The organism is Caballeronia sp. SEWSISQ10-4 2, assembly GCF_030464885.1.
GTDB lineage: Bacteria > Pseudomonadota > Gammaproteobacteria > Burkholderiales > Burkholderiaceae > Caballeronia.
This window is the reverse complement of the sequence record NZ_JALPRJ010000019.1, coordinates 26,289-45,882: the sequence shown is the minus strand read 5'-3', so window position 1 is coordinate 45,882 and position 19,594 is coordinate 26,289. Positions and strand designations below refer to the sequence as shown.

The window sequence follows — 19,594 nt, the reverse complement described above, 5'->3', positions numbered from 1 at the left end:
GAGGACGTAGACGTGGCGGATTCTCCACTCAAGACCCATCAGCCAGCAAACGTTGCCATCGACGAGCAGAGCCGCATGGCCAAGGGCTCAGTTCAATGGTTATTGGAAAAGAGAGAGAAGATACCCATCACCAAGGGCAACACGCTGAGCTTCATGATCTGCGGCGAAGACGGATTCAAGTCGATCGCGAAGGATTTGCGGGAAGCCAAGGCAAGCGCGGACATCATTTGCTGGGGCTTCGATCCGGGCATGGAACTCGAACGTTCAGGCGATACCTGGCCGCGGGGAGTGCGCTTTGGCGAACTGCTGGATACGATCACGACGCGCATGGAGAACCCGGTCACCGTGCGGCTGCTGATCTGGTATGACGCGCTCGCGTCCAACAAACAGAACAACGTGCCGGGCTATTCAGACCATGTTAGCTGGAACCCGAACATTTCGTCGCCGTATGCTGACGAGGCCCGTCAGAAATACTGCATCGACTGGTGGGCCAGGAATTTGCCGAAAGGAAGCAACAGTGGGTTGAATCCCCGTCTACGGGTTGTATTGCGAAGCGTCGGCAAGGACGATGTCGTCACCCTGATGTCAGCCGACCCGCTCGAAGAGGATCAACCTGTTTCGACCCGGTCCCCTATCACCGACGAAAAGAGGCTGCTCGAAGACTATGCCACGCACCATCAGAAACCGATCCTGATCGACTACGAATGGGATAACGGCAGCAAGGCAGTTGGCTACGTCATGGGGTTGAACTCCGTGACGGATTTTTGGGACAAGACTGCCCACGTTGTAGACGATCCCAAGCGGGAAACATGGGCAAAATACCTGATTGAAACAGATCCTCTCGGCGCTGAACTGGGCCACGAGAAAGACACGGAGGGGGCAAGCAGCAAGGGCGGGAACGAGAACTATAGACACGCCAAGCCGTACCAGGACTATGCCTGCAGGATCGTGGGGCCAGCGCTCGCACAACTGCATTTCAACTTCGAGAACGGCTGGAGCGCGGCACTGGGAGCGCCATGTCCGATGACATCTCCGCCGGCGCCGCCGGCGAAGATTCCGACGCAGTGGGGGCATCCGGCGCACCTGGTGCAGATCGTACGGACACAGGCTCACGAAAAAGAGAAGTCGATCAAGGAAGTGTATTTCCAGGCGAGCAGTTCCGCGCGTAACTACATCTACATCGAGAACCAGTATTTCTTTTATCCGGAGTTTGCGCGTCATTTGAAGAAGACCCGCATGGCGTTTTGCCGGGACTGGTCGAGTCGTTCGGGCAAACCACTCACAGAGATGCCGAAGCTGCACCTGTTCATTGTGATTCCACACCCCGAAAATGACCACATGGTGCCGCGCACCTTCGATATGCTGAGCGAACTGGGCGCGAGCAGCGCGATGCCGAATCAAGGAAAAGTCGCGGCGGCAGGCAAGCTTGACCACCCTTATCCGGACTCTCACAAGGGCCCCAAAGGCGGTCAGGTACTCGACCGCCCCAGCGTTCAGGATCTCGAACGGACACTTGGTCTGGAAGTCAGTGTTGCGAGGTTGCGCACCAGCGGCCCTGATGCTGACGGAAACATGGCTTATCGTGAAATCTACATCCACTCGAAGCTGATGTTGATCGACGATGTGTTCGTGACGCTGGGCAGTGCCAATCTGAACCAGCGCAGCATGTCGGTGGATAGCGAGATCAACATCGCGGCGACCGGTCAAATCTGGGCTGCGGATCTTCGTCAGCGGGTCTTTGCATTGCACTCGGACGGTGATATACAGGGCAGCGGAGATCCCGCTGAAATCCCTCAAATGTTTGAAAAATGGAACAAGCAAATGAGCAAAAATCGTGACGCTCAGTTAGCAGGAGTTAAACCAATGAAAGGATTTATTCTGCCGTTCGAAGATCAGCGTCAAAACACAACGCTATATGGATCGATTGATGTGCCATCTTCAGCCAACACTGAAGTAACTTGATCAGGGTCCGACCATGAAGGCCATCATCAGCGCATTGCGCATCGTTTCCATCATCTTTTTTATGCTGACGACATCGGCTCAGGCGGGTGTCTTCAGTTCCTTGGGTAACAAGTTGACAGCCACTATGTCCGATCTGCCACGTTACGAAAAACTGCCGTTGTTCGACCCGCATCGCAAGAGCTTCACGTGCGTCTATCAAGCGCAGCATGTGCCGCCCATCGATCCGCAAGCTGAGCTATGGTTCCAGCAGGCGTTAGCGCTGGATGACCCGAATGTTTGGTTCGAGAAGATCGACTATGCGAAGGTCTATCAGCTTTATTTGCAAGCAGCCGAACGCAATCATTGGAAGGCGATGTTGAACCTAGCCTCACTGATATTGAGTGATTATCCGGGGGTACCCGAGCATGATCCGGAAGCAGCGATCCGTTGGGTAGAAAAGGCCATGCAATTGGGCGTGCCCGACGCATATGACAGGATGGGGGTTTATTACCAGAACGGGTTGATTCAGGGCGGCGATGCCACCAGTGCTTATGCTTTCTTTCAGAAGGCGGCAGACATAGGTAGTCCCGCCGCTATGACCTTTCTTGCTTATAAAATGGCAGGTACATACGATAACCCGGGCGATGGATTCTGGGCCAATTTGCCGATTGCGGTTCAAATGCTCGAATGCGCCTTTGCGCAGGGATACGGGGATGCGGGGGAAAAACTAAGTTTGATTTATGCTCGTCCCAATACGCCAGAATCGAAACTTCGAGCGCTGAGAACATTACATGAAGGTGTGAAGCTCGGAAGTGCACAATGCGCTGCTAGTATTGCACCAGAGTTCGATGGACTAGGTCTAACTGACGGTACCAATTTGGTGGGTCATATCGATAAAGCCCGCGCGCAACGCTACAGCAAGATCGGAGACGTGCTGAAGCTCTATAAGGGGCGTCTGAAGCTGCCGAATCTGGATAAGGTTCTGCCGCTTCCGCCCGCGCCGCTGCCCAAGTGGGATGGCAAAGTGCAAACGTTGATCGATGCTGCGAAAGCCGTTACGCCACCTCCCAAGCCGCCAATAAGCAGTGCAGAGACGGGGCGCGCTTATGTTCCTGAGGGCTATGCCGTTCCGGAGTTGAAACAAGGCACTCTCACGGTTACGGGCGACCAGAGCGTTCCGAAAAGCGGATACTGGCTGGCGCGATATGGCCCGTCGACGCAAGCGAATTCCCGGCTGTTCGCCCGCTCTGGGCTTTCCGAGCGCTACGAAGCAGGGGAACGTTTCGAAGCATCTGCATTCGATTGGCTCACACCCGACCAGATGCGGTGGCATTACCTAGGGGAAGCATATCCACTGCCGCCGGTGCGTGCCGACTTTTTGAGGCAGATGCTTGAGGCCGGCCTGTTGCGAGAGGTGCCGGCGCTACCGGCGCCGCTGCAATGCAACGGCTTGCAGTCCTGCCCCCAAACGGGCATTTGGGAGGGCCGTGTCGCCACGGATCATCCGCTCTCCGCGTTGTATAACAGATGGGAACAGCAAGCCTTTGTCGAGCAGGGACAGGATTTTCCCGATGCACGCCACCGCTTCATCGACATCGCACAAAAGGAACTGTCTTGGACATACCGCGGCAGTCCCAACGCAGATACGGGCACGCCGGGTGTGCGGCAGATCGCTTTGTAAAAGCGCGCGTGATCCAAGATCGAAAGGAAAAATGGTCAAGCAAGTGATAGTAGTCGGCGACACGCTGGCGCCGCATGGCGGCACCGTCATGACCGGGTCGAACACCGATACCGTCGATGGAAAGGCGATTGCGCGCCAAGGCGACAGGGTGGAATGCAAGGAGCACGGCGCTCAAGCCATCACCGAGGGTGACGAGTCGAGTATGGTCAGCGGACAACCGGTGGCATTACACGGTCACCGCGCAGCCTGCGGTTGTACATTGGTTAGCCGCACTGCAACGCTGTCGATGTCCTGACTATCCCGGTGTCCGCTCTCGGAGGCTGACACCCGGACCGCCCCCTCACTGTCCCGCCCGAAACTCAATCCGTCTATTACGCGCCCGACCGTCATTCGTATCGTTCGACGCAATCGGCTGATCCGGTCCAACGCCCGTCGTATTCAACGTCTGCGGGCTAATTCCTTTTGCGACCAGATACCCCTTCACCGCGTCCGCTCGTGCCTGGCTCAACGCAACGTTCGAACTGCGGTTGCCCGCATTGTCGGTATGCCCAATGACTTCGACCGTGCGCGTCGTCATCTTCACCAGCACGGCTGCCATCTGATCGAGAATAGCCCGCCCTTGCGGCGTCAAAGTCGCGCTGCCGGTTTCAAATTCAATCGTACGATTTGCCAGTGTCCGGTCGAGCAATCCCTGTTCCGACGCGGTGACACGAAGGCCATTCTTGATCGTGTACGTAGGGTTCAGCGAGTTGGCCATGTCGCTTGCAATCTGCTGGCGCTGCGCCTCATTGCGCACCTCGCCCTTGACATCAATCGCCGTACCATCGATCCTCAACTGCCCCTTGCTGATCTGCTTCAACTGCGGGTTGATCAGCTTCTGCACATTGGCGCCCCAGTTCGGCGGCGTCGCAACATCGCCGATCTCGATCTGATCGACTACATTGCTCGCGCCATACGTATCGCGCAAACGCGCAAGCACGGCTGCCTTGGTCGCTTCATCCGGCACAGTGCCGCCGGCCACGACCTGTCCCGGCACCGTGTTGGCCGTCGCAGGGGCGGAGACGATCGCGCCCGTTGCATTGGGATTCTGCAGAGCTGGCGAAGCCGGTGCCGCGACTGCGGGTAACGCCGTGGTCTTCACCGGATCGCCCGCGACCGGATTGACGGTCTGCGCATGCGCACTTACCGCACCGACCAGCAAGCACAGGGCTACGATCGAACGCATGCGCTCAAGCTCCGATGAAAACGTCGCGGAACGTGTCGATCGCGACACGCAGCGAGAGTTGCGGTTGATCGAGGTAACTGACGAGCTTGCTGATGCCATGATCATTTTGTGCATGTGCGTCGATCCACTCGGGATCGTCGATATCGATGTTGTGAGCCGCATAGACCTGTGGATCGACAACGCTGTGCAAGGTTTTCGCCGAGGCGCCGTTGAAGCCGACCACCAGCCGCTCGCGCGAAGCAATCGTGCCGATGAAGATCGCCAGTTCGAAATCAGCCTGCGAGACGAAGGGCGCAATCAGTTCGAGCCAGAGCGCCGCCACCAGGCTCCGGTAGAACGGATCGTTCGGCAGCGGCAGCGTGAGGCCGCGTTCGAGATGCGAGGAACCGCTTGCCATCACCGGTTTGAGCAGCGACCCAAGCGCGAGCATCGCGCCGCGCAGGCGCACCGGATGACCGTTCGCCAGCAGCATCTGCTCAAGACCCGCGAGCGTCTGATGCTCGACAAAATCCGCGAAGGTGCCGTCGTGCGGATTGCGCTGTGAATCGATATCGACGGCAATCTGCGTTTCCGCCAGCGCTTGCAATGCGCCGGGCGGCTCGACATCGCCGAGCAGCGGCTGCATCTGCATCGCGATACGCGACCACAGTCGCGCGAAGGCGAGCGGGCTGCGCGGCAGGAAACTCAGCGGCCGGTCGACTTCAAGCGCGGCCGCCGCGAGAAACGGAAAGCGGCGTTGCGACTGGTCGTGGCTCGACACCATGTGGCCGGCAATGGCGAGCTTGCTCTGCGAGCCGAGAAAGGCGAAGTGAACCGGCTTGGCTTCGTCGTAGACGATCTTCCAGCGCGGATCTTCCGCGAGCAGTTCCATGCCTTGCGCCACATAGCGGTCGAGCGTGTTCAGCAATTGCGGATTGTTCGCGCTCTTCACGAAGTCGCCGCGCGATGGAATCTTGCCGAAGTACGCGACCTGCGCCTGTACGGTCTGCGTCATTGCGTGTCTCCAATAGCCGATGCCGCGGCAGCAGTTTGTCTGGATCCGGCCGGCGCCACGGGCACTGCCTTCATGCTCGCCGAGGCTGCAACGTCGGCTACCGATGAAGGCAGTTGCAAGCCGCGCAGGCTCTGTCGCTGAGGCTGATCTCCACTGCTGCCGCTGCTGCCCCCGGCGCCAGCCGCCTGTGCCGAGCTGATGATCCGCATGCTCACCGAGATCGACACGCTGCCCTGCGTCCAGGTGAGATCGAAGGTGCCGTCAGGACGGCGCTTGCGTTGCGCCGCGTTGATCAGTTTCTCGAGACCGTAGCGGCCCGGCTCGTTGACCAGCTCGACCGTGCGGCCATCGAACGTGGTTGCGCTCAGATGCGCGCCGGGCGTTCCCTGCGGATTCGGCCACACGAAGTTGGTCCACTGCGGCGGCGTGTTGCGATAGCGCAGTTGCTGGCCGTCGATCTCGAAGGTGAACTCGGTCGTGCCGGAGCTCGGCTGAGGCAGGATCTGGAACACCGTCTGCGGTTCTGTCGAGCCGGCGCCACCGGCGGCGCCGGTCGATGCACCTCCGCCAAGCGGCGCGACCCAGCCCGCAAAGCCGTTAGTGAACGCGGGTGTTAGCGCGAGGCCCATGTCACCCCAGGTCCGCGCGCTCAGCGCATCGCCGCGACGCACCGCGAGCGGTCCGAGTGTGGTTCCCACGAACTTCGCGATCGAGCCGTCCGGCCCGAACACCTGCGCAATTTCGCCAGCTCCTGCCTCCACCTTGCCGTTAGCCGAGAACGGATACTTGCCGGCGAGCGACGACTGGAACGTTTGATAAACCTGCGCGTTCCATACCTTGTTCACCTCGACGGAAGCCGGCTGGATGATCACTGCATAGGCCTGCATCAGCGGGCGTACGAGCAAGGGGCGCAAGCCTCTGCGTTGCGACTCGGTGAGGCCGTTGAGCATCTGCTCATCCACCAGTTTCAGCGAGTCCGCGAGTTCCGAGCCGCTGCCATCGAGTGTCTGCTGCATCAACTGGCGTGCGCCTGGTCCCGGGTCGCCCTGGTTCTTGAGGACGTTGAAGCGGGTTCGAACCTTGGAGAGCGAGTCCATGTAGTTCTGCAGCATCGATCCGTTGTCATGCTTCACGACAATGCGTGCGAGCCCGGAGAACTCCTGCCCGACCGGACCCATCGGTGATTGCACGGGGCGGCCGTTGAGGTCGATGTTCGCGTTGATCGCACCGTTGGACGAGCGCGAGAAAAGGTTGGAGATCCAGCTCCTGGCACGTTCCATTGCCCCGGCCTTCGCGCGGTCGACTTGTACCGAGGCAAGCGACGGGTTGTCCCACGAAGTCTGTTCGTACGCGGTTTCAAGCACCTTGCGGATGGGCGAATCTTGCGGATCGCCAAGCCGGTTCATCGAATCGACCGCTTGCCCGAAACTGCCGAAACTTTGCACCACGACACCCTGCATGAAGCGGGTCCACTGCGCCGCATACTCGGTCTTGTACATCGCGACGAGCGCCTTCTGGATTTGCTCAGGGCTGCCCTCGAGCGTCAGGTCGTCGTGTGCGGATACGTTGAGCACCCAGTCCTTCGCTTGCAGTTCCTTGGTCGCGGCATCACGGATCGCGGGCTGCACGTAGTCGCTCCATGCTTCACGCGTGAAGGTGCCGGGAATGGCGTAGCTGCCGCCGACCAGGCCGTTGTTGTCTTCACCCACGATGCGCGCGACGGTCATCGGCGCGAAACGGGTGGAGGCGCGCGCCTTGATCTCTTCGTAGACGCGTTCGCGCGCCGGCAAGCCGCGCACCACATGACGCAGGTTTTCGCGCGTCTGGTCGACGAGCGCCAGATTCGAGTCGATCATCGGCCAGTCGTTGTCACTGACTCGCGACAGGTAGAACGTGAGCATGCGCTCGGCGCTACGGATCATCTCGTCGCGCGGCATGTTGCCGCGATTCTGCTCCAGCCAGCCGCGCCAGAAACGAGCGACCTGATCCGTCAGATGAGCGGTCTCCGCATGCCGCTTGTCGCTCAGCATCAGGTAGGTCTTGAGCGCGTTGTAGGCGTCTTCCACGTTGGACGGCGAGGCGTCGTTATAGAGGCCGCCATTGTTGTTCGCCGCGGCCATCGCGTTGCGCGCATTCGCCGTCGATACCGCCATCGCACCGGATTCGGGCGGACGCGTCATGGGCGACAGTTGCTCCGGATGCGCGTTGACGTCCTTCATGAACGAAGCAAGATTTGCGGACACCGGCGCAAGCAGCAGTTGCTTCACCCCGAAGTAATACTCGGTGAGCAGATGCTGTTCAAGACGATCGCCCTGATACAACCCGAGCGACACTGAGAGCGGCCGTTCGCGCCGGAACTGGTCGAGCTGCTCGATGCGGTCTTCGAGAATGTCCATGGCTTCGAGCCGTGACTGCAGGTCGTTGCGGTTCTGCTGCAGCTTCACCACCTTGTCGAGATCGGCCGCGACATTCGATGCAAGCTGCTGGTTGCCAATGGTCGACCAGGTCCAGCCGCCAAGCAACAGTGCAAGGACGGCGACGAAACCGAAGAACGCGGTGTAGCGGGTGCGTGTCTTGATCGGACTCGCAAACTGGCGCACGGTCTCGCGATCCGCAAAGATGACCTTGGAGAAGAGGTCGCGCAAGAAGAAGCCGTTCTTCGAAAACGCGTTTTGCGCTTTGGGCAATCCCTCGCCTTCCAGTCCGAAACGATGCGCAATGCGCTGTGTCGCCGCGCTGTTGGTCACGCCTTCCTGCAGCGCGCTGGTGAAATAAAAACCGCGGAAAATGGGCTTGTGCTGGAACGGATTGTTTTCGAACAGCGTCGCGAGAAAGGTGCGCAGGGTTGGCTTGATCGCCGAGAATTCAAGCGGGAAACTCAGTTGCCCAGGCGACAGCTTGAGGCCGCGGTTCATCGATATCTGCGCGATGCTGATTTCTTTCAGGCCTTCATGCAGTTCGTCGAAGCGGGTGTCGAAGAGGCCGACCACGTCGCGCGTTTCATCCGGCTCGTAGGGCAGGGTCGCGCCCCAGACGCGGTCGTATTCCTGTTTCTCGTTGCCGCTGAAGAATTCGGTGAAGCCGGTGATCAGGTCGGCCTTGGTGAACATCACGTAGACCGGCGCGAACACTTCCAGCTTCTCGGTCAGTTCCTGCACGCGCTGGCGCAGGTTCTTCGCCAGGTTGATCGCAAACTCGGGACGATTGTTGCTGAGCTCGGCAATGCTCGCGGTAACAATGATGCCGTTGATTGGCGCCTTCGGCCGATAGCGCTTGAGCAGGCCGAGAAAACCGAGCCATTCGCTGCGGTCCTCTTCGTGAATGGAGTAGCGCCCGGCGGTATCGAGCAGGATGCCTTCAGTCGTGAAAAACCAGTCGCAGTTGCGCGTGCCGCCAATGCCGTGGACCACGGCATCGTTTTTGTCCGCGAACGGGAATTGCAGGCCGGAGTTCAACACCGCGCTGCTTTTGCCCGCAGCCGGGTTGCCGATCACGATGTACCAGGGCAGCTCGTAGAGCGCAGCGCCGCCTGAGGCCTGGCCGATTTTCGACGTCTTGATGGTTTTGACCGCAGCCGACAAACGTGCGCGCAGCGTTTCCAGTTCGGCTTGCTTGCCCGGTTCCGCCGAGGCATGCCCGCGGCCCGTTTCCGCCTGCTGTTCGAGCATGTCACCCAGTTTCGCGTTGGCACGCCGCGTCTTGTGACGCTTCCAGCCCCACGAAAGCAGCCACAACAGCACCGCGATGCCGAAGACCGTGGCGGCCCAGATCCAGTCGATCTGGAACAGGTCGGCAACGACGAAGAGGAATGCGGCCAGCGTGATGGCGCCGACGATGGTCAGCGTGCGCGATCGGGTCAACACGTTCAGGAAACGTCGCATAGTGCAGTCAGGTCTTTGAAGTTTTCATGGCAACCGCGCGAATGGCGGCGACGCAGCGGCGAGCGCTGGAACAGGGCGTCCAGTGAAGCGTTCAATGCGCCTGCCCGATCTTGAAGCCAGGCTTGTGGTACTCGACATGGCCGAGATCCATCAATTTCCAGCGGCCGCCCCAGGTCAGTCCGACCGATTCGGCGGTCTCGCCATACAACTGATAACCCTGCATTGCCCAGGGATCCTTTTCGGAAATTACAATCTTCCCGTTTTGCAAGAAAGCGTTATCTGCGGCAAGGCCATATTGGTGATAGCTTTGAAACGCCCCGGCGTTGGTTATATTGTTCCCCATTTGCGCCAATCGATTCTGGCGTTCCGGGCTTCGGTAACCTTCCAATAGCGCCATTTCGTATCCATGTTGTTCGCGCATGATTTTGTACACGAGCAACAAACGCGTCCGAAAATCAGGATCCAGCAAATTCCAGTCGCGGCTTGCGTCCTTCAAGGCGGGCCGGACCTGCTCGACTTCGCGTGTTGCAAACACATCCGGTGGTAAAGGCGGCGGCGGAACGAGTTGCTCGCCGTTAAGAAGCGCTGCTATTTTCTCGTCGGGAACGCGCAGGTCTTCGTCATACTGGAATAATTGGCGCTGTTGCAATACCTTTCGCAATATGAGTGCGACTAACGGCGGCGCGACAAGAATACCCGCGGTGGACAAAATCAGCAAGCGCTTGCCGACAACAACACGATGCGCATCGATTACCGAGCTGCGGGAAATTTTGACCGAATAAGCCAGTCGATCTTTCGCAAAGGCCCGCCTGGCGGACGCCCGAATACGCAGGTTGTCAAACCATTGAAATAAAACTCTGAATGCCGTCGACCGCAGTCCTGGTAAGAAGACCAGTGCGGCTATTGCGACAACAACGAGGAAATACGCGAAAATTGCGACTGCGATCACGGTCTGCCCCGGAATTTCTGGCCGTTGTATTTTGTAATGCTTGCTTTTAGAATCAGGCGTCCATTGAACCACTGGAAGCCGCTTCCGGCGTATTATCCGGGAAAATTTAATCAAGTATCAACGAGACATTTTAATGAGTGTGCCGGACCCGTCGAATTCCAAAGCGCCGCCTAGCCTCCTTTCCGGCAAGGAGACGGCCGAGCACGCAAATAGCTCGCGAATTCTTGCCAGTCTTGAAGGGCGAGTGGAAAGCCGGCCAGAACGCCCGCCACGCTCTAAATCGGCTTATGCGCTGCTGGCTCTTTTGATAGCGGGCGCGGCCGCGTGGGGCGGTTGGCATTATCTCCGCGATGCACGGACCGATTCGCGGACCGACTCCCCGACTGCTTCCTCAATAAGCGCCCAGGCCGGTGCAAATGGAAATAAAACAGTTGCCGCAGCCGGTGCATCCAGTCAGCCGGCGAGCGCCGCGGGTAATAGCGCGGCAGCGCTCAAGGCGAGCAGCGGTGTGACTGCGCAAGTCGCAGGTGCTCAGGTTCCGGCGGTGAATTCCCAGGCAGCCTCGATCGTCGCGGCTGACGACGACAATGCGGCGCCGAAGTCAACGGACCGGATTGCGAGCGCGCTCGCGAACGGCGCATCGGAGGAGCTCGCAGCGTCCGCTGCGGCACCGGCCAACAAGGTGGCGAACACGACGGATGCCGCCAACAAGAAGGCTGCGAAACCTGAGAAGACGACCGTCGCACAAGGCGACGCGAAGGCCGCCAGGAAATCATTGAGGCAGGATGTGCGCGAAGCACGCGACAGCAAGACGTCCAGGTATGAGACGCTTGCCGCGCAGAACAAGAAGCGCCCGGCCGCGCAAAACGCGGGCAAGCTGGAAGATCAGGACGTCGACCTGCTTGCCGCGCTCGTCTCGCGCACCAAACCCTACACGCCACCCGCTACGGACAAGCGTGATACAGCTGCGGCCAAACTGTCCGCGAAGGCCGACGCGGGACTGGCCGCTCGCTTGAAAGAATGCGGCAAGGACAACTTCTTTACGGACGAGATTTGCCGCTGGCGTGTCTGCGACGGACATTGGGGCAAGGACCCCGCGTGCCCGGCAGCGTCGGCAACGAATAACAGTCGTAACTAGGAAGGAGTAAATTGGGTCGGGGTGCACATCGCGCGTAAAGCCAAGAGGGCACCCGGACACCTTCCACGCATGGTTGGCAATGACACATCCTCATGCAACGCGCGCCGAATTGCTGGCCGCCTCGGCTGATCCCCGTTCTCCCGACACCGCGTTGTTCGCCACGCTGATTGCCGCGCACGATGAAGCTTCGTTGCTGGGGTTGTCGCAGGAACAATTGGCGTCGCTGTATGGCCGGCACTTCGGTGCAACGCGCTCGCCGGGCGTGGGTATATCGATCCGGCCGGAAGAGCAGGCCAGGTTCGTCGGCGCGCTTAACGCCTTCCTGCTAAGCCATGCAAGCGGCGTCACTGACATGGCCGATACCGAATGCCTCGCTTCGATCATCGCCCACGCGTGCCTGAGGCCGGATCATCTGTGGCGCGATCTCGGGCTGAACGGCCGCGACGAAGTCATGGACATGCTCAACCGGTATTTCCCGGCGTTGGTGGCGCGCAATGTGGACGGGATGCGCTGGAAAAAATTTCTCGCACGCGAGCTTGCGCTGTCGCTCGGCATGACGCCGCAACCGGCGCCGGGATGTGCAGGCTGCGAGGATTTTGGCTTTTGCTTCGGCGATAAAACCTGAAGCTCGCGGTCATCAAGCGAGCTGGCACAGCAGCCGATGCATGGCCCCGCCGTGCTCGTGTATGCTTTCGCGCATGGCTAAATCCGTAAGAGATCCAGCGACTTCCCCGTCCCGTCAGCCCGAGGTGCGTTTCCGCATGCGCATTCGCCAGGCGGATGCCGTGGCAATCGGCCCTGGGAAAATTGATTTGCTCGAGGCCGTGCGTCAGCATGGTTCCATCTCGGCCGCGGCACGCAGCATCGGCATGTCATACAGGCGCGCGTGGTTGCTCATCGACGAACTGAACCGCACGCTCAAGGCGCCCGCAACGTCTTCGGAAACGGGCGGTTCGGCGGGCGGCGGTTGTGTGCTGACGCCGGTCGGCGAAAAGATCGTGCGGCTTTATCGCGAGATTGAAGCGGAAGCGGCCAGGACCTGCGCGCCGCAGATTTCTGCGCTGACCAAGCTGATGAAGCGCTGATTCAACGTAAAGCTTAGCCGTGCCGCAGGCAGAACCGCGAGACCGGCGGCGTATTGCCGGACTGCGACGACGCCCGGCCAAGCCGCGTCATCAATTCGACAAAGCTTGCCACGCTGGCGGTTCTCAGCGGGTGATAGTCGACCTGGTGACGGTCGCATACGCGCTTGAGCAGATTCATGGAATCGTGGTCGATGCAATCGACCGGAAACACCACAATATCCGCGCGCGGAAGCGCTGCGGCGAACATGCCCTTGCGGTCTTCTATACCGCCATCGTGCACGACAAAATCGCCCCCCGCCGATTCCACCAGATGCCTTAACGCTGCATTTGAACCGGGACGACCGCCTACATAAACCACGCGCTTGCCGCTTAGATTCGTCAGGTCCGGAACCTTTGAACCGGCTTCGTTTCCCGGTGCCGCGAGCGCCTGCTCCAGCGCGTTGCATTCGGCCTGGACCACGTTGAGCATCGCGATGGTATCGTCCAGACGCTGGCTCAAGGTCTGCGCGTAACGCTGTTCATCGAGCGCGCGTTGCTCGGCGGTTTCACGGCGGCTCGTGTGAATCGCGAGGCGCTCATCGCGCGCGGCCAATGCCTCGCGTAACGCAATGACTTCAGCTTCCAGGCTTGCCGCCGATGTACCTGGTGCGCGCTCGGCTTTCGCGGACAGCTCGGCTACTTGCGCGCTCAGGTGGCGTATTGATGCATCGCGCTCCGTACTCAATTCGTGCAGCTTGTCTTGCTGGCGTTCTATCTTGTCCTTGAGCGCCGCGTTTTCTTCTTCGAGCGCAACCAGCCGGCGTATGTCCGCCCGGTTCGCCGCGCCCACCAGATGCGACAACATATGCAGGTCGCCGAACGCCGCCTGGCGCACGCTCATGACGGCGTGTGGATGAGTCATCACCGCCCAGTACGCGGGCGGAATATCGCCGCTCTTGAGCGCTTCTTTCCAGAGCGCCAATAGTGCTTCCGTACTCTTCGCCGTTTCGAAGCGGCGCACGGCGCCGGCGTAACGCGCATCGAGTGCTTTCTGCAGTGCCTTGGCGCCCGCGCCGCCCTCTATGGCCAGCTCCACCGCGGCATGATGAATCTCCAGGTCGGTGGCGTGTTGCCGATCGAGATCCGTAAACTTCGGCACGAGTTTTCTGAGCTCGTTGGTGCTCAAGCAGGTTCCGATGATCGAGCAATGCAAATGCGAGTCCAGATCCGTCAGTCGCGCCCGGCGATGCGGATTGCGAAGCTGCGCGTCGGTAGGAGCGCAGCAAGCGTCCGTCAGGCCGGCGTAAGCGCCCGCAGTGCTGGTCGATTCATTGGATGGCGTACGAGCAAGGCGGAAGGGGGGAACGGATTGCACATTCACCTCGAGTCGGTCTGGATTTCAAACGGCTGAACAGACAGCGGCTCTCAGCCTGTTCGATGAACGGATATCGAAATATACCATCGAATATAACGGTGCGAATCTGGACGTTGGGTCAGGCGAAATCAATGCTGGCTAGTCTTGACGTGTAAGGGGGCGCTGCTCAGACGGCCACGCCGCTGCCCGCACGGTCCCGATAGTGCCGCTCCAGCACATGCTCGACGCACAGGCCCACAAAGCTGGCGTCCAGGCGTTCGAGGCCTCGCGCAACGTGCTGAAGGCTGGCGGTGTCGCTGCCGGAGGAGGACTGGAATACCAGGTCCCGTTGCCGTTCCGCCGACCGTGCGGTTTCTATTGCAAGCGTCAGGTCATCGAGGCGGCTGAAGCCGAGTGCTCGGGCATGGTCTTCAAGCGAAGATAAAAGCTCTCCGAGCGACTGGCCGGTCGTGGCCTCGAGGGAACGGGCGTTACCGCGGATGTCCTCCAGCATGAGGACAAAACGAGCCACGCTGGCGCGCAGGTTCCGGAACGCATCGACTACTTCCCTGATCGCCTCGGCACGCTCGGGGTCGCGCGCCGAGTTGAGCGGCGTGATCGCGATCGACAGGTTGTGCGGCAGCGAGACGGAAGCCGGATCGCGGGGTGTCGATGCCTGTTGCCCGGACATGGGGAAATCCTCGGGATGCAAAATGGTTGGATCGGTTTCTTTACGCCGGCAGGGCGAAAGCCGGACGCAAAAGAATAGTACCGTGATATTCCATAGAATATAACGAATGCGATTTTTTTGCCTTGAGGGTTCGTGCTGGCGCTAGACAGCGCTTTGCAGGTTTTGAGGTTTTTGGATGTGACGCGGAGGTGCTGCCGGGCGGCTAAGTACTAGATGGGCGGATGCAGTGACCTGAGCCATAGGAGGCTCGTTTTTGGGGATAACGTCAGGAGTTAAGCTGCCTCGGCCGCGGACTTGTTCCAATGAAAACAAGCCGCAGCCGATACCACTCCATTCAAAACGTCGGCAAGGTCGGCCGGGTTTCAATCGAACGCTTGATCAGCGCTTCCACCGCGAGACGTTCGTCGCCTGCGAGCGGCAAGCGCGGCGGCCGGACGGGTTCCGTGCCCAGGCCGACCATTGCTTCGGCCAGCTTGATGTTCTGCACCAGCTTCGCCGAGACGTCGAGCGCGAGCAGCGGCGCGAACCAGCGGTAGATCGTGCGAGCTTCTTCCAGGCGCCCCGCCTTGAGCAGTTTGAAGATCGCCACGGTCTCTTCAGGAAACGCACACACCAGCCCCGCGACCCAGCCATGCGCGCCCATCAGGCATGCTTCCATCGCGAGGTTATCGACACCGCAAAAGAGCGCGTAGCGATCGCCGACTGCGTTGATGAGGTCCGTGAAGCGGCGCACGTCGCCGGCCGACTCCTTGATTGCGACGAACTTCTTTTCATCGACGAGCTCGGCGAACATGTCCGGTGTTACATCGACGCCATACGCGAGCGGGTTGTTGTAGACCATGATCGGCAATGGACTTGCGCTGGCGACCACACGAAAATGGTTGAGCGTCTCGCGGCGGTCCGATAAATATCGCAAGCCCGGCAGCACCATATAACCGGCCGCGCCGTGTTTCGCGCCGAGTTCGGCCTGGCGGCAACCGTCGAGCGTGCTGTTTTCCGCAATCGTGAGCAGGACCGGCACGCGTCCCTGGGCTGCATCGACGGCGATATCCAGCACGTCCAGCTTTTCATCGAGCGAGAGCGTCGACGCTTCTCCCAGCGATCCGCAGACGATGATGCCGTCGACATCGGCCGCAATCTGCGCCTCAATATTCTTCTTCGTCCAAGCCTGGTCTATGCTGAAATCCGCATTAAACTTGGTGGTGACGGCGGGCATAACACCTTCCCAGATATGCGCCATGGTGACTCTCCTCAAAGTGATCGATTGTGAGCAGTCTAAGCATTGCAGAAAGAGCCGTCTTGCATCTTGCACGCAATTACGATGCCGATTTCGGCACAACTTCAAGAGTAGGCGTTTTGCTTTCTCCGGGCTGGATCCAGTTGAAACAACGCTTATCCTCACGTTTTAGCGACCGGATAAGACAGCATCATATATGCCGAAATCGGCATCAAATCCGCTTAGCGGCACCAAGACGCACCCCGTCCGAATTTCTACGATGACAGCATGAAAATCCTACACTTCATTGACTCGCACACGGGCGGCGAACCGACCCGCCTCGTCACGTCGGGCGGACCGGATCTTGGTGGCGGCACACTGGCCGAACGCCTCGAAAACTTTCGCACGAAGCACGACAACTGGCGCGCGGGGATGGTCACCGAACCGCGCGGCTCGGACGTGATCGTGGGGGCACTGTTATGCGCACCGGATGACCCGGAATGCACGGCCGCTGTCATCTTTTTCAATAACGTCGGGTATCTCGGCATGTGCGGTCACGGCACGATCGGCCTGATCGTGTCCCTTGCTTACCTGGGGAAGATTCAGCCGGGTTCGCATCGGGTCCAGACGCCGGCCGGGATCGTGGAGGCCACTCTTCATCAGAACGGCAGCGTGAGCGTGCGCAATGTGCCGGCGTATAGATACCGGCGCGCAGTCCCGGTTCACGTCGACGGCTACGGATCGCTGACGGGCGATATTGCCTGGGGCGGCAACTGGTTTTTTCTCGTAGCCGATCATGGCCAGGATCTCGTTGTTTCGAATCTGGCGAGGTTGACCGCGTTCACCGATGCCATTCGCGAGGCACTGCACGCGCGAGGTATTACCGGCGCAGACGGTGCGGTGATCGACCACATCGAGCTGTTCGCGGAATCGCCGCGTGAGGGAATCGATAGCCGCAATTTCGTGTTGTGTCCCGGCAGCGCTTACGACCGTTCGCCATGCGGCACGGGCACGAGCGCTAAAGTCGCCTGTCTTGCCGCGGACAATAAACTGGCCGAGGGTGAGGTGTGGCGGCAGGAAAGCATCATTGGCAGCGTGTTCGAGGCGAGCTATCGGCGCTCGGGCGAACGTGCCGGGCAAGCGGTGATTCCGACGATCACCGGACACGCCCACATCACGGCCGAAGGCTGTCTCTGCTTCGACAACACCGACCCGTTCGCCTGGGGTATCCCGGGGGCGTAATTGCCGGTTAGCGCAGTGTTCCCCCGCGGGGAATTCGCCGGGCGGACCGCACGCCGGCCAACTCCAAGCCTTCCTGTCGTCAACACCAATTTTGACGGACGCCTCTCGCCTCTATAATCGGGCGCAGTGCGGTGCGCGCCAATGCATGCGGCCCTTGCGCACCCGACGACGCCAGCGAGACGCGAATGACCATTACAACGGACCGTCCGGCGCACGCTGCGCACGAACACGGCGCCGCGCCACTCGGCTTGCACGCCACGCTGCAGGCGCCCGCGAGCGCGTCCACGCTCGACGCCATGCTGCAGCATTTCAGGCTGCTGGAACCGGTCTTCGACGCGATGCCGGACATTGTTTTCTTCGTGAAGGACGCGCAGGCGCGCTATGCGCTCGTGAACCGCGCGCTGGCCTCGCGCTGCGGCCTGAAGGACAAGCTCGGGCTGCTCGGCAAGACCGCGGAAGAAGTCTTCCCGCAACGCTTTGGCCGCATTTATACAGCGCAGGACCAGTCGATCATCGCGCAGGACAACCCGATGATCGACCAGCTCGAACTGCATCTCTATCCCGCCCGGCAGCCGGGCTGGTGCATGACGTCCAAGCAGCCGCTCCACGATGCCGACGGCATGGTCGTCGGCCTGGCGGGCATCTCCCGCGACCTGCAGGCCGACGAGGGGACGCACCCCGCTTACAGCCGGCTCGCGGCTGTGGTTCAACATATCCAGAGCAACTTCGTGCAGCCGCTGAACATGCCGCATCTGGCCTCGATGGCGAACATGTCGATTGCGCAACTGGAGCGTTATTTCCACAAGGTCTTTCACCTGACACCGCGTCAGGTGCTGCTCAAGACACGGCTCGACGCGGCCACGGCGCTGCTTGTCTCGCACGACAAAGTGACTGACGTCGCGGCGTTGTGCGGCTACACAGATCACAGCGCATTCACGCGGCAATTCAAGGCGACCGTGGGTCTGACGCCGACCGAGTATCGCGCGTTGCTGCGCTCTCATCACCCTGCAACAAAACTTTCAAACTGATATCAGGCGTCAATAAGTCTGAACTTTCCGACAAGACACCCGGCGTAAAAAATTACCCGCCTTGCCGCCTATTTATTCGTTCGTGCGACGGGTCATGGCGACCTTAGGGTTTGCGCAAAGGCACGCGTGCCGGGGCTCTCGCCACCGTTTCTCATGGAGTTTCTGCGCTCGGTCTGCTTTTTGCTGCAACGTTGCACGACAAGCAATGAGGCATACTGCGCCCGTTGAAATTTTTAACCGCGCGACGTTCGACACCGGCGCGCGCGGCATATCACACGGTGCCGCATGGATCTCATGCCGTCGTGCCGCAAGGCCATCAGTGAGTGAGAAGTGCAGCCTGAAGGCGCAGCGCTGAAAAGCGCAGCCGAGACACCGGCACCTGAATCCTGTTTGAGTTGTTAGAAAAGATAATGATGAACGAAGTAGCGAGACTGGAGCATGCCAGGATTGTGCTGATCGAAGACGACCTGGAGAGCAGGGAGTCACTGCGAATGCTGCTGGAGGAGGAAGGCGCCCAGGTCGTCGCTGTGGCGGATGCCGAAGAGGGCGCCGAGACGGTCATCCGGGAGTTGCCCGACGCCGTCATCTGCGACATCGACCTGCCGATGATGGATGGTTTTTATCTGATCCAGCGCCTGCGCGACCATGAGATTCGAGGCAACCTGACGCCATCGATCGCAATTGCGCTCACGGGCCATAACGGAGACGAATACCGCTTGCGAAGCATCGGCGAAGGTTTCCAGCACTTCATGACCAAACCCGCGCATCCCGATGTGCTCGTGACGCTGATCCAGCAGTCGCTTAGCTCGCGCGAGCTGTCCTGAAGTCCACCACGGCACCCCGCTTGGCGGAAGAGCGCAGGGCGGTGCGCCGATGAGGGTCCTATGACCGGTCGCGGTTGCGTGCGCGGGTGGCGCCCGTGATCACGGCTATGCCGAGCAGGATCACGTCGACAATCATGATGGTGTGTTGCGCCACATGCATGGCGACCAGCGCCCATGACACGCCGCCAATCAGAATCAGCCAGCCCGCCAGATAAATAACCAGGGTCATCGAATTGTCCTTTTGCGTTGTTTTGGTCTGAAAACAGCGAACGGCACATCGCGTTCGATCATGGCTGTCGCACAAAACGGGCCTCACACCCATGCATTCGACACTAAACCGAGGATAACCTCAGTGTGAACGCGAAC

Annotated in this window: 17 protein-coding genes; 9 read left to right on the top strand and 8 right to left on the bottom strand. The window is 60.0% G+C overall.

The window, feature by feature from the left end; translation table 11 throughout:
• Positions 1-12: 12 nt before the first annotated feature.
• The 3 genes from M0D69_RS15070 to M0D69_RS15060 are packed head-to-tail and all read left to right on the top strand — an operon-like array spanning position 13 to position 3,917.
• Positions 13-1,962 (top strand): phospholipase D-like domain-containing protein, encoded by a 1,950-nt coding sequence (locus tag M0D69_RS15070; RefSeq protein WP_301782764.1) that lies wholly within the window; start codon positions 13-15, stop codon positions 1,960-1,962.
• A 13-nt stretch (positions 1,963-1,975) separates the two neighbouring features.
• Positions 1,976-3,622 carry a DUF6396 domain-containing protein gene (locus tag M0D69_RS15065; protein ID WP_301782763.1) on the top strand — a complete coding sequence of 549 codons (1,647 nt, stop codon included), beginning with the start codon at positions 1,976-1,978 and terminating at the stop codon, positions 3,620-3,622.
• A gap of 31 nt (positions 3,623-3,653) precedes the next feature.
• Complete coding sequence (locus M0D69_RS15060) at positions 3,654-3,917, top strand: PAAR domain-containing protein (RefSeq protein ID WP_301782762.1); 264 nt, start codon at positions 3,654-3,656, stop codon at positions 3,915-3,917.
• Positions 3,918-3,962: 45 nt separating this feature from the next.
• Here M0D69_RS15060 and M0D69_RS15055 read toward each other — a convergent pair whose 3' ends face one another.
• From M0D69_RS15055 to M0D69_RS15040, 4 genes are all read right to left on the bottom strand, one after another.
• On the bottom strand, positions 3,963-4,847 hold the full coding sequence (locus tag M0D69_RS15055; RefSeq protein WP_301782761.1) for an OmpA family protein: 885 nt from the start codon (positions 4,845-4,847) through the stop codon (positions 3,963-3,965).
• Positions 4,848-4,851: 4 nt separating this feature from the next.
• Positions 4,852-5,841 carry a type VI secretion system-associated protein TagF gene (gene tagF / locus M0D69_RS15050; protein ID WP_301782760.1) on the bottom strand — a complete coding sequence of 330 codons (990 nt, stop codon included), beginning with the start codon at positions 5,839-5,841 and terminating at the stop codon, positions 4,852-4,854.
• A complete protein-coding gene (gene tssM, locus M0D69_RS15045; protein ID WP_301782759.1) occupies positions 5,838-9,722 on the bottom strand; it encodes a type VI secretion system membrane subunit TssM in 3,885 nt (1,294 codons plus the stop codon). The genes tagF and tssM overlap by 4 nt, the downstream gene beginning before the upstream one ends.
• A 91-nt stretch (positions 9,723-9,813) precedes the next feature.
• Positions 9,814-10,671 carry a M15 family metallopeptidase gene (locus M0D69_RS15040; RefSeq protein ID WP_301782758.1) on the bottom strand — a complete coding sequence of 286 codons (858 nt, stop codon included), beginning with the start codon at positions 10,669-10,671 and terminating at the stop codon, positions 9,814-9,816.
• A 133-nt stretch (positions 10,672-10,804) separates the two neighbouring features.
• Here M0D69_RS15040 and M0D69_RS15035 point away from each other — a divergent pair, with 133 nt between their 5' ends.
• The 3 genes from M0D69_RS15035 (at position 10,805) to M0D69_RS15025 (ending at position 12,894) form a co-directional block, all read left to right on the top strand.
• Entirely contained in the window at positions 10,805-11,809 is a 1,005-nt protein-coding gene (locus M0D69_RS15035) for a phage tail protein (protein WP_301782757.1), read from the top strand.
• Between the two features lie 79 nt (positions 11,810-11,888).
• Positions 11,889-12,434: a nitrogen fixation protein NifQ gene (locus M0D69_RS15030; protein WP_301782756.1), complete on the top strand. Its 546-nt coding sequence runs from the start codon at positions 11,889-11,891 to the stop codon at positions 12,432-12,434.
• A gap of 136 nt (positions 12,435-12,570) precedes the next feature.
• Positions 12,571-12,894: a winged helix-turn-helix domain-containing protein gene (locus tag M0D69_RS15025; RefSeq protein ID WP_367619718.1), complete on the top strand. Its 324-nt coding sequence runs from the start codon at positions 12,571-12,573 to the stop codon at positions 12,892-12,894.
• Positions 12,895-12,907: 13 nt separating this feature from the next.
• On the opposite strand, the gene M0D69_RS15020 is transcribed toward M0D69_RS15025, so the two are convergent.
• The 3 genes from M0D69_RS15020 to M0D69_RS15010 form a co-directional block, all read right to left on the bottom strand.
• The gene (locus tag M0D69_RS15020; RefSeq protein WP_301782826.1) at positions 12,908-14,170 is read right to left on the bottom strand and encodes a DUF2325 domain-containing protein; all 1,263 of its coding nucleotides are present in this window, start codon (positions 14,168-14,170) and stop codon (positions 12,908-12,910) included.
• Between the two features lie 244 nt (positions 14,171-14,414).
• Entirely contained in the window at positions 14,415-14,918 is a 504-nt protein-coding gene (locus M0D69_RS15015) for a hypothetical protein (protein ID WP_301782754.1), read from the bottom strand.
• A 334-nt stretch (positions 14,919-15,252) separates the two neighbouring features.
• On the bottom strand, positions 15,253-16,158 hold the full coding sequence (locus M0D69_RS15010; protein WP_301782753.1) for a dihydrodipicolinate synthase family protein: 906 nt from the start codon (positions 16,156-16,158) through the stop codon (positions 15,253-15,255).
• Between the two features lie 264 nt (positions 16,159-16,422).
• Between M0D69_RS15010 and M0D69_RS15005 the strand changes: the two genes are divergently transcribed.
• The 3 genes from M0D69_RS15005 to M0D69_RS14995 all read left to right on the top strand — a co-directional run bounded on the left by M0D69_RS15005 (position 16,423) and on the right by M0D69_RS14995 (position 19,228).
• Positions 16,423-17,376, top strand: a complete 954-nt coding sequence (locus M0D69_RS15005; protein WP_301782752.1) for a 4-hydroxyproline epimerase — start codon at positions 16,423-16,425, stop codon at positions 17,374-17,376.
• Positions 17,377-17,672: 296 nt separating this feature from the next.
• Complete coding sequence (locus tag M0D69_RS15000) at positions 17,673-18,404, top strand: AraC family transcriptional regulator (protein WP_301782825.1); 732 nt, start codon at positions 17,673-17,675, stop codon at positions 18,402-18,404.
• 410 nt (positions 18,405-18,814) lie between these two features.
• Positions 18,815-19,228: a response regulator gene (locus tag M0D69_RS14995; RefSeq protein WP_301782751.1), complete on the top strand. Its 414-nt coding sequence runs from the start codon at positions 18,815-18,817 to the stop codon at positions 19,226-19,228.
• A 58-nt stretch (positions 19,229-19,286) separates the two neighbouring features.
• Here the strand turns inward: M0D69_RS14995 and M0D69_RS14990 are convergent, their stop codons facing one another.
• On the bottom strand, positions 19,287-19,457 hold the full coding sequence (locus M0D69_RS14990) for a hypothetical protein (RefSeq protein ID WP_301782750.1): 171 nt from the start codon (positions 19,455-19,457) through the stop codon (positions 19,287-19,289).
• Positions 19,458-19,594: the final 137 nt, after the last annotated feature.

Bases quoted from the DNA above. Each gene is read 5' to 3' on its own strand.
- M0D69_RS15065 (WP_301782763.1), top strand. From the start codon at position 1,976: ATGAAGGCCATCATCAGCGCATTGCGCATCGTTTCCATCATCTTTTTT.
- M0D69_RS15060 (WP_301782762.1), top strand. From the start codon at position 3,654: ATGGTCAAGCAAGTGATAGTAGTCGGCGACACGCTGGCGCCGCATGGC.
- M0D69_RS15055 (WP_301782761.1), bottom strand. From the start codon at position 4,847: ATGCGTTCGATCGTAGCCCTGTGCTTGCTGGTCGGTGCGGTAAGTGCG.
- tagF (WP_301782760.1), bottom strand. From the start codon at position 5,841: ATGACGCAGACCGTACAGGCGCAGGTCGCGTACTTCGGCAAGATTCCA.
- tssM (WP_301782759.1), bottom strand. From the start codon at position 9,722: ATGCGACGTTTCCTGAACGTGTTGACCCGATCGCGCACGCTGACCATC.
- M0D69_RS15035 (WP_301782757.1), top strand. From the start codon at position 10,805: ATGAGTGTGCCGGACCCGTCGAATTCCAAAGCGCCGCCTAGCCTCCTT.
- M0D69_RS15030 (WP_301782756.1), top strand. From the start codon at position 11,889: ATGACACATCCTCATGCAACGCGCGCCGAATTGCTGGCCGCCTCGGCT.
- M0D69_RS15025 (WP_367619718.1), top strand. From the start codon at position 12,571: ATGCGCATTCGCCAGGCGGATGCCGTGGCAATCGGCCCTGGGAAAATT.
- M0D69_RS15015 (WP_301782754.1), bottom strand. From the start codon at position 14,918: ATGTCCGGGCAACAGGCATCGACACCCCGCGATCCGGCTTCCGTCTCG.
- M0D69_RS15010 (WP_301782753.1), bottom strand. From the start codon at position 16,158: ATGGCGCATATCTGGGAAGGTGTTATGCCCGCCGTCACCACCAAGTTT.
- M0D69_RS15005 (WP_301782752.1), top strand. From the start codon at position 16,423: ATGAAAATCCTACACTTCATTGACTCGCACACGGGCGGCGAACCGACC.
- M0D69_RS15000 (WP_301782825.1), top strand. From the start codon at position 17,673: ATGCTGCAGCATTTCAGGCTGCTGGAACCGGTCTTCGACGCGATGCCG.
- M0D69_RS14995 (WP_301782751.1), top strand. From the start codon at position 18,815: ATGATGAACGAAGTAGCGAGACTGGAGCATGCCAGGATTGTGCTGATC.
- M0D69_RS14990 (WP_301782750.1), bottom strand. From the start codon at position 19,457: ATGACCCTGGTTATTTATCTGGCGGGCTGGCTGATTCTGATTGGCGGC.